Origin of the sequence: Chryseobacterium sp. (genome assembly GCF_019236175.1) — a bacterium.
Classification (GTDB): domain Bacteria; phylum Bacteroidota; class Bacteroidia; order Flavobacteriales; family Weeksellaceae; genus Chryseobacterium.
On sequence record NZ_JAFAJM010000001.1, the window covers coordinates 62,809 to 85,350 of the forward strand.

A 22,542-nucleotide genomic window follows, 5' to 3' on the forward strand; every position below is an offset into this window, starting at 1 on the left:
ACAAACAAAAACTATTGGCTGTAAAGCCAATAGTCTGTGAAATTTATAAATCGTATGATTATTTACGGATAAGCTGTTTCAGGTATTCACCATAACCACTTTTGCCATATTTGGCAGCGGTTTCCAATAGCTTTTCCTCATTGATGAATTTATTTCTGAAAGCAATTTCTTCAATACATCCAATTTTAAAGCCCTGTCTTTTTTCAATAACGCTAACAAATTCAGAAGCGTCATGCAGAGAATCGAAAGTTCCGGTATCTAACCAGGCAGTTCCTCTGTCCAGTACACCTACTTCAAGTTTTCCCTGTTTAAGGTAAACATTATTTACATCCGTGATCTCGAGCTCGCCTCTTGCGGAAGGCTGGATATTCTTGGCAATTTCCACAACCGTATTGTCATAAAAATAAAGTCCGGGAACGGCATAGTTTGATTTTGGCTGTAAAGGTTTTTCTTCAATAGAGATTGCTTTAAAGTCATCATCAAATTCCACTACTCCGTATCTTTCGGGATCTGCAACGTGGTAAGCAAATACAACACCGCCATCGGGGTTTGTTTTGTTTTTTAATAATGTCCCCATTTCGGAACCGTAGAAAATATTATCTCCTAAGACAAGCGCAGCCGGATCATTTCCGATAAACTGCTCACCCAGAATGAATGCCTGCGCCAGTCCGTCCGGGCTTGGCTGTACTACATACTCTATATTACAGCCTATTTGGGAGCCGTCTCCTAATAATTTAATGAATCCAGGCTGGTCATGCGGGGTTGTGATGATCAGGATGTCCTTAATTCCGGCTAAAAGAAGCGTAGAAAGAGGATAATAAATCATCGGTTTGTCATAAACAGGCATTAACTGCTTACTTACGGCAATCGTTAAAGGGTAAAGTCTTGTTCCGGATCCTCCGGCTAATATTATTCCTTTCATCTTTTTTATTTTATATTCTGTGATTGACAATACTAATTGTACTGATTTTCATAATATTTTTGGTAATCTCCGCTGGTTACATTCTCGAGCCATTCCTTGTTCTCAAGGTACCAGTCTATGGTTTTTCCTAATCCTTCTTCAAATGTTACGGAAGGTTTCCACCCCAAATCCTTATTTAATTTAGTAGCATCAATAGCATAACGCTTATCATGCCCCGGTCTGTCTTTGACAAATGTGATCAGTTTTTCAGAATAACCTTCCGGTTTTCCAAGTTTAGCATCCATCTGTTTGATTAATTCTTTAACCAGGTCAATATTCTGCCATTCATTGAATCCTCCTATATTATAAGTTTCTCCGGTTTTTGCTTCGTTGAAGATCTGGTGGATTCCTTTAGCATGATCGATTACAAATAACCAGTCTCTGGTGTATTTTCCGTCACCATAAATAGGTAAAGGTCTTTCATTAATAATATTAGAGATACAAAGAGGGATCAGCTTTTCAGGGAAATGATTGGGCCCATAGTTGTTTGAGCAGTTGGATACAATAAATGGCATTCCATACGTGTTTCCATACGCTCTTACTAAGTGGTCAGAAGCTGCTTTTGATGCGGAATATGGTGATTGAGGGTCGTAAGAAGTAGTTTCCAAAAAGAATCCTGTTTCTCCTAAGCTACCATATACTTCATCTGTTGACACGTGATAAAACAAGTTGGTTCTCTTCTCATCCGGAAATCTTCCGTGAGTATGATCCGGGTTGAGTGTCCAGAATTCTTTACAAAGATTAAGAAGATTAGCCGTTCCGTTTACATTGGTATTGATGAATGCCATAGGATCGGTAATACTTCTGTCCACATGACTTTCTGCAGCTAAATGTACTACTGCATCCGGATTGTATTTTTCAAAAACCTTTCTTAATTCTTCAGGCTTTGTAATGTCTGCTTTTTCGAAAACGTAATTCGGCTCATTTTCGATATCTTTTAAATTTTCAAGATTTCCGGCATAAGTCAGAGCATCAAGGTTAATGATGGTGCTATCCGGATTGTTTTTTACAAATTCTCTTACAACGTGTGATCCGATAAAACCAGCTCCTCCTGTAATAATTATATTTTTCATTTTTTTGTTTACTTTAAAATTGTTTTTCGTCCTATACTTTTATAATAAAACCCGTTTTGTTCGGGAACTTCTAACGGATACATATTTCTGCCATCAAAAATAACTTTATTCTTCATTTTTTTAGCCATGAGTTCAAAATTAGGATTTTTAAACTCTGGCCATTCGGTTGAAATAAATAAAGCATCTGCACCTTCCAGAGCGTCATACATTCCTTTTGCATATTGTATTTTATTACCCATAAGTTTCTGTACGTTGCTTTCTGCAACAGAATCATAGGCAATGACTTCAGCTCCTTTTTCCAGGAGAAGAGCAATATTATCTAAAGATGACGCTTCACGGATATCATCCGTATTCGCTTTAAATGCTAACCCCCACATTGCAATTTTCTTGCCTTTAATACTTCCTCCGAAATATTTTTCAATTTCAGAAACTAAAATGACTTTCTGCGCGGTATTTACATTTTCTGTAGCTTCAAGGATCTGAAAGTTGAAATCTTCCTGTTTTCCTGATTTGATCAATGCCTTCACATCTTTAGGGAAACAGCTTCCTCCGTATCCGATCCCTGGAAATAAAAACCGATGACCAATTCTGTCATCACTGCCCATTCCCAATCTTACTTTGTCCACATCGGCACCTACTTTTTCACAATAATTAGCGATCTCATTCATGAAAGTAATCTTTACGGCTAAGAATGAATTGGCTGCATATTTTGTAAGCTCAGATGATTTTTCATCCATGAAAATAATCGGGATTCCGGTATTGGTAAAAGGCTGATAGATTTTAGACATGATTTCTTTTGCTCTTTCAGAACTTGCTCCAACCACTACCCTTGAAGGGTTCATGGAGTCTTCAACAGCAAAACCTTCTCTTAAAAATTCGGGATTTGAAACCACATCAAATGAGAGGTCTGTTTTTGAAGATATAACCTCTCTTACTTTATCTGCAGTTCCTACCGGTACGGTACTTTTGTTGACAATGACCTTATATTCCGTCATCATTTCGCCGATATTATTGGCAACATGAAGAACATATGACAGGTCTGCAGAGCCATCTTCTCCCGGAGGAGTTGGGAGTGCAAGATAGATAACCTCGCTTTTGTCCAGTGCTTCTTTAAGGTTGGTCGTGAAAAATAATCTCTCAGATTGGATGTTTCTCAAAAACATTTCTTCAAGGTTCGGCTCATAGATGGGAACAACGCCGTTTTTCATACCTTCAACTTTCTTTTCATCAATATCAACACAGTATACTGAATTGCCAAGTTCTGCGAGAGTAGTTCCTGTGACTAGCCCTACATAACCTGTTCCTACAATCGTTATATTCAAAATGTTTGTTTTAAAAATTCAAGACAAAAATAATAAAAATACTTTCATGGGCTTGTTTAATTTATTGTAAATGAAATTTATGCTATTTGCTTGATAATAAGATAATTTTGCTTTTTTAGAAAAAAAACGTATATTTGCAATGGATTTACGGTAAAAATGGGAAGGCTTCGGAAGAAAGCCTTTTTTCGTACAGTAAATTAAGATAAAACAATGTATGGAGTTTAGAAAGAGAATTGAAGAATTATTAAATGAATTCCTTGAAACCAGAAAAGATCTGTTCCTTATTGATCTTAAATTTTCTGCAGGGGATGATATTACAGTGATTTTAGATGGTGACAATGGGGTTTCTTTGCAGGACTGTCTTGATGCAAGCCGTGCAATAGAATTCAATATGGACCGTGAGGAGCATGATTTCAGTCTTCAGGTAATGTCTGCAGGACTGAGTGAGCCGCTGTCCACTCCAAGACAATTCATGAAAAATTTAGGAAGAGAGATTGAGGTTATGCTGGAAGATTCTTCTAAGATTGAGGGTGAATTGGGAAAAGTAGATGAAGATAAGATCACTCTTATTTTACGTTATCGCAAACCGAAGGATATCGGAAAAGGAAAAGTAGATGTGGAGGAGGAAAAAGAAATTCCTTACTCTGATATCAAAAAGGCATTAGTAGTAATTAAATTTTAAAAAAGAAAAAAGAATAGATGGATAATATAGCGTTGATTGAATCCTTTGGTGATTTTAAAGACGAAAAAGGGATCAGTAAGATTGATCTTATGGCAATTATTGAGGACTCACTGAAGACACTTTTGAGAAAAAGATTTGATTCAGATGATCACTTTGATGTGATTGTAAACCCTGATAAAGGAGATTTTCAGATATTTTTAAATAAAACAATTGTAGAGGATGAAATGTCTGAGGATGATGACCTGGAAATTGAAATTTCCGAGGCTAAAAAGATAGACCCGACATTCGAAGTAGGAGAGGATTTTACAATGGAAATTCCTGTTGCACAGCTGGGAAGAAGAAATATTCTTACCTTAAAGCAGATTTTGGCAACAAAACTTCAGGAGCACAATAATGCAATGCTGTACGAGCAGTTTAGAGATAAAATTGGTGAAATCGTTGTAGGAGAGATCCACCACATCCGTCATAAGCATGTTATCTTATTGGATGATGAAGGCAATGAATTTATTTTACCGAAAGAGAACCAGATCCCATCCGATTTCTTTAAAAAGGGTGAGAATATCAGAGCTATTGTTGAAACAGTAGATTTTAAAGGTTCTAAGCCACAGATTATCATTTCCAGAACTGCTCCTAAATTCCTGGAGAAATTATTAGAGCTGGAAATTCCTGAAATTCAGGACGGAACAATTATCCTGAAAAAGGTAGTGAGAATTCCGGGTGAAAAGGCGAAGATCGCAGTAGATGCTTATGATGACAGAATTGATCCTGTTGGTGCTTGTGTGGGTGTTAAAGGATCCAGAATTCATGGGGTTGTAAGAGAGTTGAGAAATGAAAACATCGATGTTATTCAGTGGTCTAAAAACCCTGAGATTTTGGTGAAGAGAGCTTTAGGAAATGTTACGATCAATAAAATTGATATCAATGAGGAGCAAACTTATGCGCTGGTATATACTCCTGTTGAGGAAATTTCTAAAGTAATCGGAAAACAGGGACAGAATATCAGACTGGCTTCTTGGTTGTCAGGATATGAGATTGATGTATACAGAGAGTCCAGCGAAGATGACGATGTTGAATTGAGAGAATTCAATGACGATATTGAGCAGTGGATTTTGGATGAATTTAAGAAAGTAGGACTTACAACTGCAAAATCAGTATTAGATAAAGAAACTGAGAGTCTTTTAAATATGGTTGACCTTGAAGAAGAAACAATCGAAGAGGTAAAACGTATTCTGAGAGAAGAATTTGAAGATTAAAATTTTAAATAAATTTTAATAAACAGTAAAAAGAAAATACTTTAATTTTAAAAATTAAAAAACAGTAAATAATATAGATGCCAAAAATTAGATTAAATAAAGCGGTTAAGGAATTCAACATTTCGATGTCCAGATTAGTAGAATTTTTACAGTCTAAAGGATTCGAGGTTGAAAGCAATCCTAACGCTCAATTGGAAGAATCGGCATATTCTGCATTGGAAGCTGAGTTTGCTAAAGATGGCGAACAAAGAAAAGCTTCCCATGAGGTGGTGATCACTAAAGTTCCGGAAGAAAAACTGGAAATTGAAGAGAAGAAAACCCCTGAAGTGATAAGAGCTAAAGCAAATAAACCAGAAACTAAAATTTTAGGTAAAATAGATTTAGAGCCTAGTAAACCTGAAGTTGAAGAAACCCCTGCTGCTCCTGTAGTAACACCGGTTGAAGAAAAGAAAGAAGAAATCGTGAAAGAAGAACCGGAAGTGAAAGCAGCTCCTGAAAAGCAGGAATTTAAAGTTTTGGATAAAATTGATTTGTCTCAGATAGAATCTAGAAATAGACCCGTAAAAAAAGACAAACCAAAAATGGAGGAGAAAAAAGAAGAAGTAAAGCCTGTGGAACCAATAAAAGAGACTCCGAAACCTGTAGTAGTTGCAGAGGAGAAAAAAGTGGAAACACCCAAAGTAGAGGCTGAACCTGAATCTCAGGAGCCACAAAAAATTGAAACAGTATATCAGAAACTTGACGGTCCTAAGATCGTTGGTGAGAAGATAGACTTAACTCAGTTCGCCCCAAAACCAGGTTCTGGAGCAAAAAAGAAAAGAAAGAGAATTGAAAAACCAGGCCAGAATAATCAGGGGCAGGGGACTCATCAAAACTCCGGAAATAATAACAATAATAACAATAACAACCAGGGAGGTCAAGGCCAAGGAAACCGTCAGCATAATAATGGTGGACAAGGTGGAAACCGTAATCAGGGTCAAGGTGGACAAGGAAACCGCCCTCAAGGTCAGGGAGGTCAGGGAGGAAACCGTTTCGGTAATAACCAGGGCGGAAATCGTCCGGGTGGCCAAGGTGGTGGCTTCAAGAAAGGAGGCCAGAACAACAGACCGGGTCAGAGAGTTATGCCGGTTGAGTTAACTGATGAACAGGTTAAGAATCAAATTAAAGAAACTTTAGAAAAACTTACCAATAAAGGTGGGAAATCTAAATCTGCAAAACACAGAAAGGATAAAAGGACTTTCCGTAGAGAGCAGGATGAGCGTCAACAAGAGCTTGAGGCACAAGACAGAACTCTTAAAGTAACAGAATTCATCACAGTAGGTGAATTGGCTAGTTTGATGAATGTTTCACCAACTGAAGTAATCTCTGCATGTTTCTCATTAGGAGTGATGGTAACCATGAACCAGAGACTGGAAGCTGATACTTTATTATTAGTAGCTGACGAATTCGGTTATAAAATTGAATTCTCTGATGCGGATCTTGAGGATACAGAGTCAGAAGATGAAATTGATACAGAAGAAAGCTTAGTGTCAAGAGCACCTGTTGTTACTGTAATGGGACACGTTGACCACGGTAAAACGTCATTACTTGACTACGTTAGAAAGACCAACGTAATTGCCGGGGAATCCGGAGGTATTACCCAGCACATCGGTGCTTATAATGTGAAACTGGAAAATGGACAGAGAATTACATTCTTGGATACACCAGGTCACGAAGCCTTTACGGCAATGAGAGCGAGAGGTGCACAGATTACAGATATTGCAATTATTGTAATTGCTGCTGATGATGATGTGATGCCACAGACGAAAGAGGCAATTGCTCACGCTCAAGCTGCACAGGTTCCAATGATTATTGCAATCAATAAAGTTGATAAGCCAAATGCAAATCCGGACAACATCCGTCAGCAACTGTCAGGTTTAAATCCGCCGGTTTTAGTTGAAGAATGGGGAGGAAACGTTCAGGCGCAGGAAATTTCTGCGAAGTTTGGTAATAATGTAGATGTGCTATTGGAAAAAGTTTTATTACAGGCTGAAATGCTTGAATTAAAAGCCAATCCGGATCGTTCTGCAAACGGAGTTGTTATCGAGGCATCTTTGGATAAAGGAAGAGGTTATGTAGCAACAATGCTGGTGCAAACCGGAACTTTAAGAGTGGGAGACTACGTAGTAGCAGGTAAGAATCACGGTAAAGTAAAAGCTTTGCTTGATGAAAGAGGTAAAAATCTGGCGGAAGCCGGGCCTTCAATTCCTGCCACAATCTTAGGATTGGACGGAGCGCCAACAGCTGGGGATAAATTCCGAGTATATGCTGACGAGAGTGAAGGAAAAGCTATTGCTAATAAAAGAGAGCAGCTTCAGAGAGAACTTTCTATCAGAACGAAAAAACATACAACGCTTGAAGAATTAGGTAGACGTATTGCTTTAGGAGAATTCAAAGAACTGAATATTATCCTTAAAGGTGACGTGGATGGATCTGTGGAAGCACTTTCTGATCAGTTACAAAGATTGTCGACAGAGGAGATCAGCGTGAAAATTCTTCACTCAGGTGTAGGACAGATCACAGAATCTGATATCAACTTAGCGGCAGCGTCAGATGCGATTATCATCGGGTTCAACGTAAGAGCGGGTGCTAATGCAAAAGAACTTGCAGACCGTGAAGAAATTGAAATCAGAACATATTCTGTAATCTATAAAGCTATCGATGAGGTAAAAGAAGCAATGGAAGGAATGCTTTCTCCGGAAATTCAGGAGCAGGTAATTGGTAATGTTGAAATCCGTGAGGTATTTAAGATCTCTAAAGTTGGTTCAATTGCTGGTTGTATGGTTCTTACCGGAAAAGTAACAAGACAGTCAAAAGTACGTCTACTGAGAGATGGTATTGTGAAGTTCGATGGAGAATTAGAAAGCTTAAAACGTTTCAAAGACGATGTGAAAGAAGTGACCAAAGGTTACGAATGTGGTCTTAACCTGAAAGGGTATAACGATATTGAAATCGGTGATATTCTTGAGGTTTATGAAGAAGTAGCTGTTAAGAAAAAGCTGAAATAATATCTTTAGATATATTGTAAAGCGCTGTCCTGTGGACAGCGCTTTTTTTTGTTTAATTAAACTATAAACTGGAATCGGGTTTTATTATTTTTTTTAAATTTTCATTTTTTATGAGTATTGACTAATGTTTTGGTTAAATGTATGTTTAATTATTGGTTTTTTTTGATTATTGAAATGAAATTTATAATTGTCATTCGCCGGTGAGTAAATTTAGACAAATGAGTTTGTTTTATCAGTAAACAAAGGGAATGTTTAGTGTTGAAAAATAAATAACTGTTCTTTTTATTAAAGTATTCTAAGAAAAAAGGAGCTATTTAAACGACTTGTTTAATTTAGATTGAGTATAAATAAAAAATATACTAAATATGAATAATTTATAAATGGCCGTATTTTTAAACTATTTTTTATTTTTTTATTTATTTTTTTATATAAAAATTGTGAGATTTTTATCTTTTGAATTGTAAGTTGTTCATATTGTGAAAATTATAAAAGATTGATGAAGTTAAAAATTTGCTGGTATTAATATTTATTAACATATTTGCGCCTAAAATTTTTTAAAATTTATTAAAATTTGTTAATATGAATGTTAAACTACGTGTGCTAAGTGCAGGAGTTTTGTTCTTTATGGGTGGACAAGCTTTGCAGGCGCAAAAAAAAGCGAATGATACGATTCCTCAGAAAACAAAGGAGATTGATGAAGTCGTGGTGGTCGCTTTTGGAGCACAGAAAAAACAGTCTATTGCTGGATCTGTTACAAAAATTGATGCAAAGGAACTTGCTAATGTTCAATCAAGTAATATGATAACATCACTATCCGGTAAGGTAGGTGGAGTTCAGATTACTACTAATTCAGGACAGCCTGGAGATCCTCCGCAGGTTAGATTCAGAGGTTTGGGATCTCTTTCTTCTTCTAACAATCCTCTTTATGTTGTGGACGGAATGCCTTTCGGAGGAAATATTAATTCCCTTAACAACAATGATATTGAAAGTATTACTTTCCTGAAAGATGCATCTGCTAACGCATTATACGGAAGCAGAGGTGCCAACGGAGTTGTGATGATCACAACAAAGAAAGGGAAGAAAGGAAAAATGAATATTACTTTTGATACAAAATTCGGGGTTAACTCGAGAGCGGTAAAAGAGTATGATCTGATCACTGATCCGGGAGAGTTTTACCAGGTTTATTTTGAAAGACTTAGAGTGGGTAATGTTTTTTCAGGAATGAACTATGGCGCAGCTTCTGCAGCAGCGGCAGCTGATCTTATCGACGGAGTTGAAGGCTTGGCTTATAACGCTTACAATGTTCCGGGTAATCAATTAATTGATCCTGCAACAGGACAACTTAATCCAAATGCCAAATTGTTATATCGTGATGACTGGCAGAAAGAGATGTTCAAGCCAAATGTGCGACAGGAATATAATGTAAGTCTTCAGGCGGGATCTGAGAAATTAAATACTTATTTTTCATTAGGGTATTTGGATGATAAAGGGTTTTTATTAAATTCAGGTTTTAAAAGATTTACAGGACGTTCAAAAGTTGATTATCAGATCACAGATAAATTAAAATTAAGTACATCTTTAAATTACTCAAGATCAGACCAGTCTTCACCAAACTCTCAATCTACCAGTAGTCAGTATTCTAACTTAATCGGATGGGGTAGAAATATCGCACCTATTTACCCAATCTGGGCCAGAAATGCTGATGGTAGCATGAAGTATACTAAAGATGGAGCGAGAATGTATGATTTTGGAACAATCAGTAATCCAAACGGAATGGGATTAGCCAGACCTTACGGAGGAGGATTGAATGCATATGCTAAAGCCCAGTTGGATCAGATCAGAAATATTGAAGATAATGTGAGCGGTAGAGCGAGTTTGTCTTGGAATTTCTATGACGGATTTGAATTTATCTATAATTTCGGTATGGATATCGTAGACGGTAACTATAGCGGTTATGGAAATAATCTGGGTGGAGATTATATTGGTCAGAATGGTCAGGTAAGATCTTCAACTTCTTTCGAGCAGACATTTAACAACCAGCAGTTGTTATCGTGGAAAAAGAATTTCGGAAGTCATAATTTGGATATTATGATCGGTCATGAAAGTAATGATTATAAAGCTAAAATGCTTTCCGGAACAAGAACGAATCTGGTAATTCCTGATTTGACAAATGTGAGTAACGGTTCAAGATTTTCTGATTTAAATGGTTATAATGATAACTATGCTGTTGAAGGATTCTTGTCAAGGGTAAACTATGGCTATGCTAATAAGTATTTTGTTAATGCAAGTTTCAGAAGAGATGGTTCTTCTGTTTTCAGTCCTGAAAACAGATGGGGGAATTTCTTCGGTTTAGGAGGTGCCTGGATGGCTTCTAATGAAGATTTCTTAAAAGGAAATAAAATCATCACGAGCTTAAAACTTAAAGCAAGTTACGGAGAGCAGGGGAATGACGCATTGTTTTACCCGGGTTCAGTATCATTGAATCACAGAAGTTATTTTGGATGGGGAAGAAACTATAAAGCTTATCAGGATCAGTATGAGAATATCCCTGATGCAGGAGGAAATACTTCCATTGTACAAGTGTATGTAGGGAATAAAAATATTAAATGGGAGACTTCCAAAAACTTTAATACAGGTTTTGAATTGGAATTATTCGGAAGAGTTAATCTAGACGTTGAATATTTCCAGAGAAGAGTAAATGATTTATTGTTTAACTTCCCGATCGCGTTATCTACAGGTACAGCATTCCAGACCAGAAATGTCGGAGATATGAAAAACACAGGGGTTGAATTAAACCTTTCTGCGGATATCATAAAAGGACAGGATTTTAACTGGTCGGTATTTGGTAATACTACCTATTATAAGAATAAAGTGACTTATTTGCCAAGCTCTTTTACTTCAGGACTTTTCAAATTTAATGAAGGGGAGGAAGCGTATACTTATTATATGAGAAAGTTTGCCGGAGTTAATACAAGTAATGGTAATGCTATTTGGTATCAGGATATTATTGACGCTAATGGTAATGTTACAGGGCAGACAACAACTGAAAATTATTCTAATGCTACATTGTATTCATTGGATAAAACTGCCAACCCTAAATTCTATGGTGGTTTTGGTACTAAAGTAGGGTATAAGGGAATTAACCTTGCTGTAAACTTTGGATATCAGTTTGGTGGTTATATGTATGATAGTATGTATGCCGGAATGCTTCAGTCAAGAGCATCTGGAGATGTTACTAATTTCCATAAAGATATTTACAATACGTGGACACCTACAAATACTTCAGCACCATTACCTGCTGTTGACAGGGTAAGACAGAATAATATGGCGACTTCAGACCTGTTCTTAATCAAGTCAGATTATATCAGTCTTGAAGATGTGTCAATTACTTATGACTTAAATAAAAATCTTCTTCCGAATGGACTTTCCGGAGTTACTTTCGGAGTGTTCGGGACTAATCTTGCACTTTGGTCAAAAAGAAAAGGAATGGATCCTCGTTTGAACAATTTGGGGAACTCTTTGGAAACTAATGGTGTTTCTACCAATAAATATGGTGCACAGAGAACAATTTCTTTAGGTTTAACGGTTAAATTTTAATTAAAATGAAAAAAATATTCGGTATATTATTTTGTTCCGCTTTAGTATTGACAGGGTGTAGCAAAGATTATTTGGACACTGATCTGGAGTCAACAAATAATGAACAGCAGATTGCAACATCTCCAACAGCTTTACAAGGGCTTGTTAATGGGGTGTACACCAGTCTTCATACGTACGGTTTATCTGAATCTGCTACTCATGAGGCATTCGGACATAAAGCAGTGCTTTCTGCAATGGATATGATGTCTAATGATATGGTTCAGACAAGAGGGAGCTGGTTCGCCTCTTTTTATAACTATACAGGAAGGATTCAGTCTAGTGTTAGAACTACGATGATCTGGAATACTTATTATCAGCAGATTAAAGCAGTGAATAATGTTATTGCTTCTATTGAAAAGACAGGAGTAACGCCTCAGAACAAAGCAATTTATGGTCAGGCACTGGCATTAAGAGGATATTTCCATTTTATGCTGGCTCGTATTTTTGGGCCTACTTATGCAGGACATGCTTCAGCTGATAGTGTTCCTTTATATACAGAGGTTACGCTTGTTGGGAAACCGCGTTCTACTGTGGAGGTTGTTTATAAGCAGATAGTGGATGACTTAACAAGATCATTAGGCTATTTGAATGGATATAAAAGAGAAAATAAAGAAAAAGTAGATCTAAGTATTGCTCAGGCGTTTCTGGCAGAAGTGTCATTAGAAATGGGTGATTATGCTAAAGCCGCTGAAATGGCTCATAAAGCCAGGTTGCCATATGTGCAGCCAACACAGGAACAGTGGCTTGATGGATTCTATGATTTACAGGCAAGCCCGGATGCTATGTGGGGTGGAATTATTTCAGAATCTACAACTTCTTTCGTAGCAAGTTTCTTTGCTCATTTTGATAATACGGATCCTAACGGGTATGCTGGAGGATTAGCCTTTATTAAATCTATTGATAAGAGATTATATGAAGCGATGCCGGCTACGGATTACAGAAAGTCAGCTTATCAGGCTACTAACGGAGCAGCTCCTTATGATGGTGAAGATGATCATGTTTACCTGCCTCAATATGCGAATATTAAATTCAGAGATCAGTCTATTGGTAACGGAGGAGATTATATTTATATGAGAGCTTCTGAAATGTATTATATCGAAGCTGAAGCTTTGGCGAGAACAGGAAATGAAGCACAGGCAAAGGCTGTTTTAAGTGAGATTACTACTTCAAGAAATTCTGCCTATACGGTAACTGCTTCTGGAGCTGCGTTGATTAACGAAATTATCTTACAGAAAAGAATCGAACTTTGGGGTGAAGGTTGTGCCTGGACGGATATGAAAAGGTTGGGTGTAGACTTGGTAAGAGATTACCCTGGAAGTAACCATGTTCTTCTGTCAGGTAAATTAAATATTCCTGCTGGTGATCTGAGATTTACTTATCAGATTCCTCAGGCGGAAATATTAGCTAATCCTGCTGTAAAGCAAAATCCTTAAGAAGTTAATTTATTTCTAAAAATACCAGAGAGGTTGTCTACATAGACAGCCTCTTTTTTTATGCTGTTTTTAGGATATATTTTAGCTACCAGATTTATTTTCTACATAAAAAAATATTTAAATATGAGTTTGGTATATTTTTTTCTTATTCGATAGGTTTTATTCCTGTTCTGAAATTTTTTATAATTAACAAATAATATTTCTTAGTTTTCTAAAATCGTTAAAATTCGTTTTTTGATATTTGTTTTTTTTACCAGTTTTTTTTATCGTAAAAAATATTAACTCATTTAACATAATGATAGTAAATTTTTTAATCAAAAAAAGTAGAGTTAATATGTGGGAAATGGCTTCCAGACGTAAAAAGCTTGCGAATGTTAATATTTATTAACATATTTGTCACCTTAAAATTTATTAATAAAATTTGTTAATATGAATGTGAAACTAAGTGTGTTAAGTGTTGGGGCTTTGTTTTTCGTAGGGCAGTCAGCTTTTGCGCAAAAAACAAAAAAGGATTCGGCGACAACACAACAGATCGAAGAGGTTGTAATGGTTGGGTTCGGTCAGAAAAAGACCGTACAGGAGATCACAGGTGCTGCAAGTAAAATGTCTGGGAAGGCTATTGAGGATGTACCTGTTGCTTCGGTAGACAAAATGTTACAGGGAAGAGTGACCGGGGTTCAAGCCGGGAGTGCTTCAGGACAGCCGGGAGGTTTTGCGAATGTAAGGGTAAGAGGGGTGTCCTCTATTAATGGTGTAACCTCTCCAATTTATATTGTAGATGGTGTTAGAATTGCCAACGGAAGTTTAGGAACTGCCAATGGTACATCAAACCTTACTAACGTTCTTGCAAACCTAAGTCCGGATGATGTAGAGAGTATTACAGTTTTAAAAGATGCTGTTTCTACAGCAGTTTATGGAGCTGATGCTGGTGCAGGGGTAATTGTAATTACCACTAAATCCGGTAAGAAAGGAAAACCTAGATTCAATTTATCATTCAATAGTGGTTTCAACCAGCAAGCGGTTGATATGCACAGAGGATATACTGCAGGAGAATATAAAACATATTTAAGAGATATGTTCAACAACACCTATAATACCAATTATAGTGTTGAAGAAATCGCAGCAGGAGCATTATCGTCTAAATTATCTGCTTCCAATAACGGACAGGCAATGTCTATCATGGGATCGCCATACGATACCAACTGGTTAGATGTTTCAAGAAAAGACGGATATCAGCAGAATACTGACTTCAGTATGTCAGGAGGTAATGATAAGTTTACGTACTATGTGGCTGCCAATATGTTTGAACAGAACAGTATTATTAAGAACTCTTTCTTCAAGAGATTATCTTATACTACGAAATTGAGCTATCAGGCAACAGATAAATTAAAAATCAGTACAGATTTCCAGATTTCACATAGTAAAACAAGAACATTGAGTGATGCAGGGGCGTTTTCAAACCCTATCTTATCTCAATATTTTAACAGACCCACAGATCCGGCTAGAAACCCTGACGGTTCTTGGTATTTAGGAAACCCTGCGAACAGCAGATTGAGCAATAACCAGTTTAACCCAGGTTTCTTACTCGATAACAATTATATTCAGGCTGGTACATTCAGAGCTTTTGCAAATGTAAATATTGAATATAAAATCCTGAAGAATCTAACGTATAGATTTGTATTCTCTCCTGAATATATCAGCATGGAGGAAGATACATACTGGAACCCTCTTCACGGTGACGGATATACTTATGGAGGATATCAGAGAACTTCAGTGAACAGATATTTCAACTTCAACGTACAGAATATCTTAGACTATTCACAAAAGTTTGGTAAGCATAATGTAGGGGCTTCATTAATTCAGGAAGCATATAAGAGTGACAGAAAATTCTTAAGAGCAACCGGTATTACAGTAGGTACTCCAACATTGGAAACGTTAAGTAACTTCGTTGTACCTTACGGTTATCAGGGAACTAGAGGTATTAACTCCAGATACGGATATGCAGCAACAGGACATTATGACTATGATAAAATGTTATTAATTGATGCATCATATCGTAGAGACGTGCTTTCTCAGTTTACACCGGGAAATAAAGCAGGTAACTTCTGGTCTGTGGGTGCAGGATTTGACCTTGCAAGACTGAGTTTCGTAAAAGAACTGCAAGCTATCTCTATGGCTAAATTCAGAGCGTCATATGGTAAATTAGGTAACCAGGTTAATGCTAACCCGTACGCACTATACGCTTATGATACGAACTATAATGATTATGCAGCAGGTAGATATTATAATGTTTACAATCCAAACTTATCTTGGGAAACTGTTAATCCATTCAACGTAGGTATTGATTTAGGGTTCTTGAGAAACAGAATTACAGTGAGCGCTGAATACTATAACAAGAAAACTAAAAACCTAATCTATAATGTTCCTTTATCTCTAGCTCAGGGTGGAAATATCAATGATAACGGTACCATAAAGTACGGTCTGATGGTTGATAACGTAGGATCTCTTGTTAATAAAGGTTTTGAATTCTCAGTAAATGCTGATGTATTCAAAGGAGACAGAGATCAGTTGAACTGGTCAATCGGTGCTAACCTTTCCACACTTAAAAATGAAGTTACAGAACTTTATGGAGGTAATGTAGATACCGGTACTACTACGCTTAGAGTAGGAGAAGGTGTTCGTTCATTCTATTTAAGAAAATGGGCGGGAGTAGATCCTTCAAACGGTGATCCATTATGGTATATCAACGGTGTTGACGGTGCTACAACTAATGATTATAACAAAGCTAAACAGGCTGTTCAGGGATCTTTCCTAAGTACAGTTTTTGGTGGGGCTAATACTAGTATTTCATACAAAGGATTTGCTTTAGATCTACAGTTTACTTACGGATTCGGAGGTAAAATCTATGATAACTGGGCAAGTTATTCGTACAGTGACGGACAGTACTCTTTAAACTATCCTGGATACGGAGATGTGATGGGAGATTACTGGACTCCACAAAATACAACTGCAGCTAACCCAAGACCTATCAGCGGTGGAAATAAACTTTCCAACAGAGCTTCAACAAGATTCTTATACGATGCAGATTATATCCGATTGAGCAATGCTAAATTCGGTTATACCTTTACAGGAGAATTCCTTAAAGGATCAGGACTTAACTCTTTACAGGTATATGTAATGGCTAACAACGCGTGGACATACAGATTTGATAAGAGATTAAATTTCGACCCTGAAACTAATATCTCAGGATATACAGATTTAAGCTTACCTGTATTGAAGTCATTCGTATTTGGTGTTAATATTAGCTTTTAAAAAAAGAAACAATGAATAAAATAATAAAAATAGCATTATTATCAATCGGGGTTCTAGCTACCACAACAGCTTGTTCCGATGATTTTGTAGACAGAGAGTTTTATCAGGAAGTACAACAGGGTCCTCTTAAAACTGAAAATGAGGTGGTATCATTCGTAAGAGGTGGTTATGATGTAATGCGTGCCAAAGAATATTACGGTGCGGACTTCTTAGCCTATGGTGAAGTAAGATCTGACGAAATGTACAGTAACCTTGCAGGAGGATACTATCAGAACGTTATGAACTATACGATGCTTTCTAATGATCCATATGCAGTAGATACATACAGCAGAATTTACGAATTGGTTGGAAAAGCCAATATTGTAATCAACACTGATATGGCAACTATCGAGGGTACGGATCTGAACAGAAAAAATGCTAAATATGCTCAGGGACAGGCTTACGCGCTAAGAGCGATTGCATTCTTTGATGCTTTAAGATTATACGGACAAAAGTATATTGCTAACGGAAAATCTTTAGGAATTGTTCTTCCTTTAAAATATGATCCGAAAGCAATGATGGCCAGAGCGACTATTGCTGAAAGTGAAGCTCAGATTGAAGCTGACTTTACAAAAGCCATCGAAATAATGACTGCTAACGGATCTGCTGCCAGTGTAATTAAAACAGAACTTACCGTTAATTCTATAAAAGGATTAATGTCAAGATTCTACCTTTACAAAGGAGATTATGCAAAAGTAAGATCACTTACTAACGATCTTATCGGGAAATATAGCGTTGTTTCTGCTGCTCTTTTACAGGAATCTTTCAGATATACATTGAACGGAGCTGCTCCGAACTCTATTTTTGAACTGGCTGTAGGAATTAACTCATCTCTTTCTACATCATCTTACAGACAAAGACTGAATCCGAACGGTTACGGAAACATTGTTGTAAACGCGAGTACTGAAGCTGCTTACAACAATAATGATATCAGAAAAACTTTCATTACTACTTTAAGCGGACAGAAATACCTTTCTTACAGCTCTAATTCAAGCGGTATCGGAAAATATACTCAGGGTGTAGGTGCTGATAACATCAAAATGCTTCGTTATGAAGAGATTTTATTAAACGGTGTTGAAGCAGAATTAAACGGAGGTGATCCGGCTAAAGCTCTTGCTTATTATAATCAGGTGATTACCAATAGAGGGTTAACGGCGGCAACTACTGTTGATATGCCGGCTCTTAAACTGGAAAGAATGAAAGAACTTCTTGGAGAAGGTGTTAGACAATGGGATTTAAGAAGATGGGGCGATAATGTTCCAAGACCTGCAGGTGCTAAAACAGATGCAGACCTTAATGCATTCCCTATTCCAAGACAGGAAACGGATAAAAACGGTACTTTAGTAGAACCGAATCCAGGGTATGATAATTCTAAATAATTAGAAAATAATTATAAACTTAAGCCACTCCTTCATGGGGTGGCTTTTATTTTGTTATTTTTGTTAAAAATAGGTCCATGAAAAAAATATTCTTAATCTTGTTTTGTGGTGCAGTGTCTGCAGTGAATGCTCAAATGGGTAACGAAAATGTTTCCTACTCAAACGGAATCTTTTATACCCGCGCCAACAGACCTACCAATAAAGAGAATGTGATCGACGGTAATCCTTACATCAACGGAGATAAGTTTAATAAAGTAGTTATCCATGGGTATAACAAAAATATTCAGGATTTGCGATATAATGCTTACGAAGATGAAATGGAATTTAAAATGGGTGAAGACCTGTACTATGTCAATAAAACGAATGATATTAAAATTCAGTTTCCGGCACTTAATAAAATCTATGAATCTCTTACTTATACCTATGACGGAAAAACAAAAGCCGGATATTTGGTAGTGCTTGCTGATAATCCTAAGTTCTCTTTATATAAAAGGGAGCGGGTTGAGCTGTTAAAAGGAGAGAAAAGTCCTAATGCATTTACAAAAGATGCTAATGATTATTATGCAAAAGATAAAGATCTTTATCTGGTCGCCAGAGACAAAACATTCTATAAATTTCCTAAAAACATCAATGATGCAGCAGGCATTTTTTCAGTAGATAAAAAGGAACTGGAGAATTTTGTGAAATCCAATAAAATTAATTTCGGTAAAGAACCGGATATGATTAAACTGATGGAATTTGTAAACAAGTAGATCTATATATCAACCCTTGCTTTCAGCAGGGGTTTTTATTTCTTATTATTTCTTATTTTTGCTGTACAATAATGAATAATGAAGTACATCCTTTTCATAATCATCTTTTTGGGTTTTGCAGGTAAAGCTCAGGTTGTTAATAAAACCGACGCTGTAAAGGCTTCACAGAAAGAAGAAGATACCTTAGTGATTGATTCCGGGAAAAAAGATTCCCTAAAAATTTTCAAACCTACCATCAATGATTACCAATATCAGACTCAATTCTCAGAAAAAAAAGTTTTTGATACAGTAATGACCTTCGATAAAACCTATATTTTCTCGCAACAAAATAATAAAGACAATTTCGGAAGAGTACAGCCAGCCAATATAGGATCAGGCTTTAATCCTCTTGTGTTTGAAGTGAACCCGGAACAGAATCTGTCTTTATTGCCATCCAATAAATCATATATGATTATAGGGGCTGACGATATTAAATATTACGATGTAAAAACCCCTACCGCCACATTCATTTATCATAATGCAATGAGAAACGGAGCCGAACTGAACTCTACCTATACTCAGAATATCGGAAAAAGATTCAATTTTGCTATTGAATATATGGGATTACGTTCTCAGGGACTTTACAGAAATTCATTAGCAGCGAATAATAATACTATATTTTCAGGACACTATGTTTCCAAAAGCGGGAACTATGAATTGTTTGCCCATTATATTCATCAGAATGTAAACAATCAGGAAAGTGGTGGTATTACTGATGATAACCTCTTCCAGACCGGGGACAGTAATTCGAGAAACAGACAAAACGTACAGGTTAATCTGGCATCTTCAAGCTCACAGTTTGCATACAGAAGATATTATTTAAGTCATCAGTTTACACCATTTAATGCTGAAAAATTTCCTTTTAGTATCAGACATACCCTGTCTCATCAGGGAAATAAATACTACTACAATCAGGGAACTGCAGAAACGTATTGGTATAAACTGCCCGCAGAACTGGTTAACGGTTTCCCTTTAGCCACTAAAAAATATTCTGAGAATTTTAGCAATACCGTAAGTCTGGTTTTTAATAATGAAAAATTTAAACTGGATGCCGGAGTACGTTATCAGATATTGAAATACGGTATACAGGATGTGGTAACAGTAAACGGTGTGCCTTATCCTAACGAGCTTAAAGAAAACAGAATCGGAGCCGTAGGAAATTTACAGGTAAAACTTTGGGATAAAGTTCAGTTGAATTCATTCCTGGAATTTTCAAACGGAAGTCAGTTTAAAAGTTATCTGAAAACAACCAATAACTTAAAATTCGAACCGATAAAAGACTATTTCGTCAATGCAAAAGTGAACTTCCAAAGCGCTTATCCTTCATTTAATTATTTATTGAACACTTCAGTGTATAATAAGTATAATTATTATTTTGACAATGCGAAAAACCAGTCTGTCATGGAAATCGGGGGAAGTGTGAATCTGAAATGGTTTAAGACGGAAATTTTTGCCAACTATTTCAGAATTGAAAATTATACCTATCTCGACAGCAATGCCAGTCCGAAACAGAGTGATAATTCACTGAATATCTCTCAAATCGGGGGCGATGCAACATTCAGCTACGGAAAATTTCATCTGAATACAAGGCTGCATTTCCAAAATGTATTAACCAATAAAGCATTGCTTCCTATGCCGAGCTTTATCGGAAGAGCCAATTTCTTCTATCAGACACAGGCATTTAAAAAAGCAGCAGAAATTCAGGCAGGAGTAAAAGTATATTACTTCTCTAAATTCGCTTCAAGAGATTATTTCCCAATTCTTAATGAATACATCCTTCCCGATGCCAATTCATTTTCCATCGGAGGACAGCCTATGATAGACCTTTATATCAATATGAAAGTTAAAAAAATGTTCTTCTTTATCGAAGGGCAGCAGATAGGAACTGTTCTTTCCACCAATAAAGCATATGCATTTCCGCACTATCCGGTCTATGACTTCAGATTAAATATCGGAATTGTGTGGTATTTGTTCAACTAAAAACAGAGCAAGTTGAAAACAATCAATAAGATATCATTTAACGATATAGAAAGTATCCCTCAGCTGGTAAAAGACTTTTTAAGCCAGAAGATCGAGGGTTTTGAAAATAATACATTTTCTTTAGAGCATTTCAGAAATCAGATTCATCTAAAGAAGGATTCTTTTACCCCGGAGCAGAGAGATGTTCTGTTTGATGTATTTAATCAGCAGTTATCAGATCTTACACTGTCTTCAAAACAGAAGACAAATATGGAGAATCTTAAACTGCCTGATACATTTACAATCACTACCGGACATCAGCTGAATTTATTTTCAGGTCCTGTTTTCTTTGTGTATAAAATTTTACAGACTATTAAAACGTGTACCTGGCTGAAAGAGAATTTTCCGGATTTTAATTTCGTTCCGGTATACTGGATGGCTTCAGAGGATCACGATTTTGTGGAAATCAATCATTTTAAGACCGAAAATAATTACTACGAAACCAAAGAGAAAGCCGGCGGACCTGTAGGAAGAATCGAAATTACAGATACATTCTTTATTTCTGAATTTGAAAAAGAATTTAAAGATTCCGTATTTGGAACAGAATTGATTCTGATGATGAAAGAAGCCTACAAGCAGGGGAATACTTTGACACAGGCCATTAAAATTTTAGTGAATCGTCTTTTCTCAGATTTCGGACTTCTGATTCTGGATGGCGATTCCCGGGAGCTTAAAAACCAGGTTAAAGAAATTTTTAAAGAAGAACTTCTTCACTTTAGCTTACAAAAAACTTCAAAAAATAAAGTGGATTTTCTGACTGAAAAGTATGGTAAAGTACAGGTGAATCCCCGCGAAATTAATCTTTTCTATCTTACAGAAACAAGAGACAGAATTGATTATAACGGTCGTGAATACATCGTGGTAGATACCCATATCCGGATGACGCAGGAGGAAATCATCACGGAACTTGAAAGCCATCCTGAAAAATTCAGCCCGAATGCATTGATGCGTCCGGTATATCAGGAAAAAGTATTGCCCAATCTGGCTTATATAGGGGGGAATGCTGAAATCATGTATTGGCTGGAGCTTAAAGATTATTTTTCCACCATTAATATCCCTTTCCCGATTCTGATTCCAAGGAACTCGATGCTTTTCCTGAAAGAGAAAACAGTAGGGAAAATTCAAAAACTGGATCTTACGATAGAAGACTTTTTCCAGAACTTTACTGTTATTACCAATCGTAAAATACTGGAAGATAGTGCTGTTTTGCAGCTGTTACATGAAAAAGAAGAACTTCTGATCCGTAATTTCTCAGCGCTGAAAACAGCTGCGGAAACTACAGAACAATCTTTTGGAAATATGGTGAAAGCAGAAGAAGTAAGACAGTTGAAGTCTTTTAAAAGAATGAAAAAACGCCTTCTTCATGCTGAAAAGATAAAGCAAAGTGAGCTGTTGGAAAGACTTGAAAATCTGTTTCTGAGTGTACACCCTTCTAAGACATGGCAGGAACGGGTGTATAATTTTAGTGTATTCTTTTCAGATTATGGATATTCATGGCTTGAAAATTGTTTAGAAGAGATGGTGGTTCAAGAATCGAAATTAATAATTGTTGCCATTTAATTTTAAAGAAGTATTTTTGTAAATTATAATTATCG

13 protein-coding genes are annotated in these 22,542 nt (G+C 36.5%); 10 read left to right on the plus strand and 3 right to left on the minus strand.

Annotated features, from left to right (window positions below; all coding sequences use genetic code 11):
- Positions 1-58: 58 nt before the first annotated feature.
- The 3 genes from rfbA to JO178_RS00300 are packed head-to-tail and all read right to left on the minus strand — an operon-like array spanning position 59 to position 3,356.
- On the minus strand, positions 59-922 hold the full coding sequence (gene rfbA, locus JO178_RS00290) for a glucose-1-phosphate thymidylyltransferase RfbA (protein ID WP_291930263.1): 864 nt from the start codon (positions 920-922) through the stop codon (positions 59-61).
- A gap of 32 nt (positions 923-954) precedes the next feature.
- Entirely contained in the window at positions 955-2,034 is a 1,080-nt protein-coding gene (rfbB, locus tag JO178_RS00295; protein ID WP_291930265.1) for a dTDP-glucose 4,6-dehydratase, read from the minus strand.
- Positions 2,035-2,042: 8 nt separating this feature from the next.
- Positions 2,043-3,356, minus strand: a complete 1,314-nt coding sequence (locus JO178_RS00300; RefSeq protein WP_291930266.1) for a UDP-glucose/GDP-mannose dehydrogenase family protein — start codon at positions 3,354-3,356, stop codon at positions 2,043-2,045.
- Between the two features lie 214 nt (positions 3,357-3,570).
- Here JO178_RS00300 and rimP point away from each other — a divergent pair, with 214 nt between their 5' ends.
- The 10 genes from rimP (at position 3,571) to bshC (ending at position 22,507) form a co-directional block, all read left to right on the plus strand.
- Entirely contained in the window at positions 3,571-4,038 is a 468-nt protein-coding gene (rimP, locus tag JO178_RS00305) for a ribosome assembly cofactor RimP (protein ID WP_291930268.1), read from the plus strand.
- Between the two features lie 17 nt (positions 4,039-4,055).
- Positions 4,056-5,291, plus strand: coding sequence for a transcription termination factor NusA (nusA, locus tag JO178_RS00310; protein WP_291930270.1), 1,236 nt, complete (start codon positions 4,056-4,058; stop codon positions 5,289-5,291).
- Positions 5,292-5,368: 77 nt separating this feature from the next.
- Positions 5,369-8,338 (plus strand): translation initiation factor IF-2, encoded by a 2,970-nt coding sequence (infB, locus tag JO178_RS00315; RefSeq protein WP_291930271.1) that lies wholly within the window; start codon positions 5,369-5,371, stop codon positions 8,336-8,338.
- Between the two features lie 579 nt (positions 8,339-8,917).
- On the plus strand, positions 8,918-11,935 hold the full coding sequence (locus JO178_RS00320) for a SusC/RagA family TonB-linked outer membrane protein (protein ID WP_291930273.1): 3,018 nt from the start codon (positions 8,918-8,920) through the stop codon (positions 11,933-11,935).
- Between the two features lie 5 nt (positions 11,936-11,940).
- Entirely contained in the window at positions 11,941-13,407 is a 1,467-nt protein-coding gene (locus tag JO178_RS00325; RefSeq protein ID WP_291930275.1) for a RagB/SusD family nutrient uptake outer membrane protein, read from the plus strand.
- A 429-nt stretch (positions 13,408-13,836) separates the two neighbouring features.
- Positions 13,837-16,719, plus strand: coding sequence for a SusC/RagA family TonB-linked outer membrane protein (locus JO178_RS00330; RefSeq protein ID WP_291930277.1), 2,883 nt, complete (start codon positions 13,837-13,839; stop codon positions 16,717-16,719).
- A gap of 11 nt (positions 16,720-16,730) precedes the next feature.
- Complete coding sequence (locus JO178_RS00335; protein ID WP_291930279.1) at positions 16,731-18,137, plus strand: RagB/SusD family nutrient uptake outer membrane protein; 1,407 nt, start codon at positions 16,731-16,733, stop codon at positions 18,135-18,137.
- Positions 18,138-18,214: 77 nt separating this feature from the next.
- A complete protein-coding gene (locus tag JO178_RS00340; RefSeq protein WP_291930281.1) occupies positions 18,215-18,889 on the plus strand; it encodes a hypothetical protein in 675 nt (224 codons plus the stop codon).
- Positions 18,890-18,967: 78 nt separating this feature from the next.
- On the plus strand, positions 18,968-20,908 hold the full coding sequence (locus JO178_RS00345; RefSeq protein ID WP_291930283.1) for a putative porin: 1,941 nt from the start codon (positions 18,968-18,970) through the stop codon (positions 20,906-20,908).
- 12 nt (positions 20,909-20,920) lie between these two features.
- Positions 20,921-22,507: a bacillithiol biosynthesis cysteine-adding enzyme BshC gene (bshC, locus tag JO178_RS00350; protein WP_291930285.1), complete on the plus strand. Its 1,587-nt coding sequence runs from the start codon at positions 20,921-20,923 to the stop codon at positions 22,505-22,507.
- The last annotated feature ends 35 nt before the right edge of the window (positions 22,508-22,542 follow it).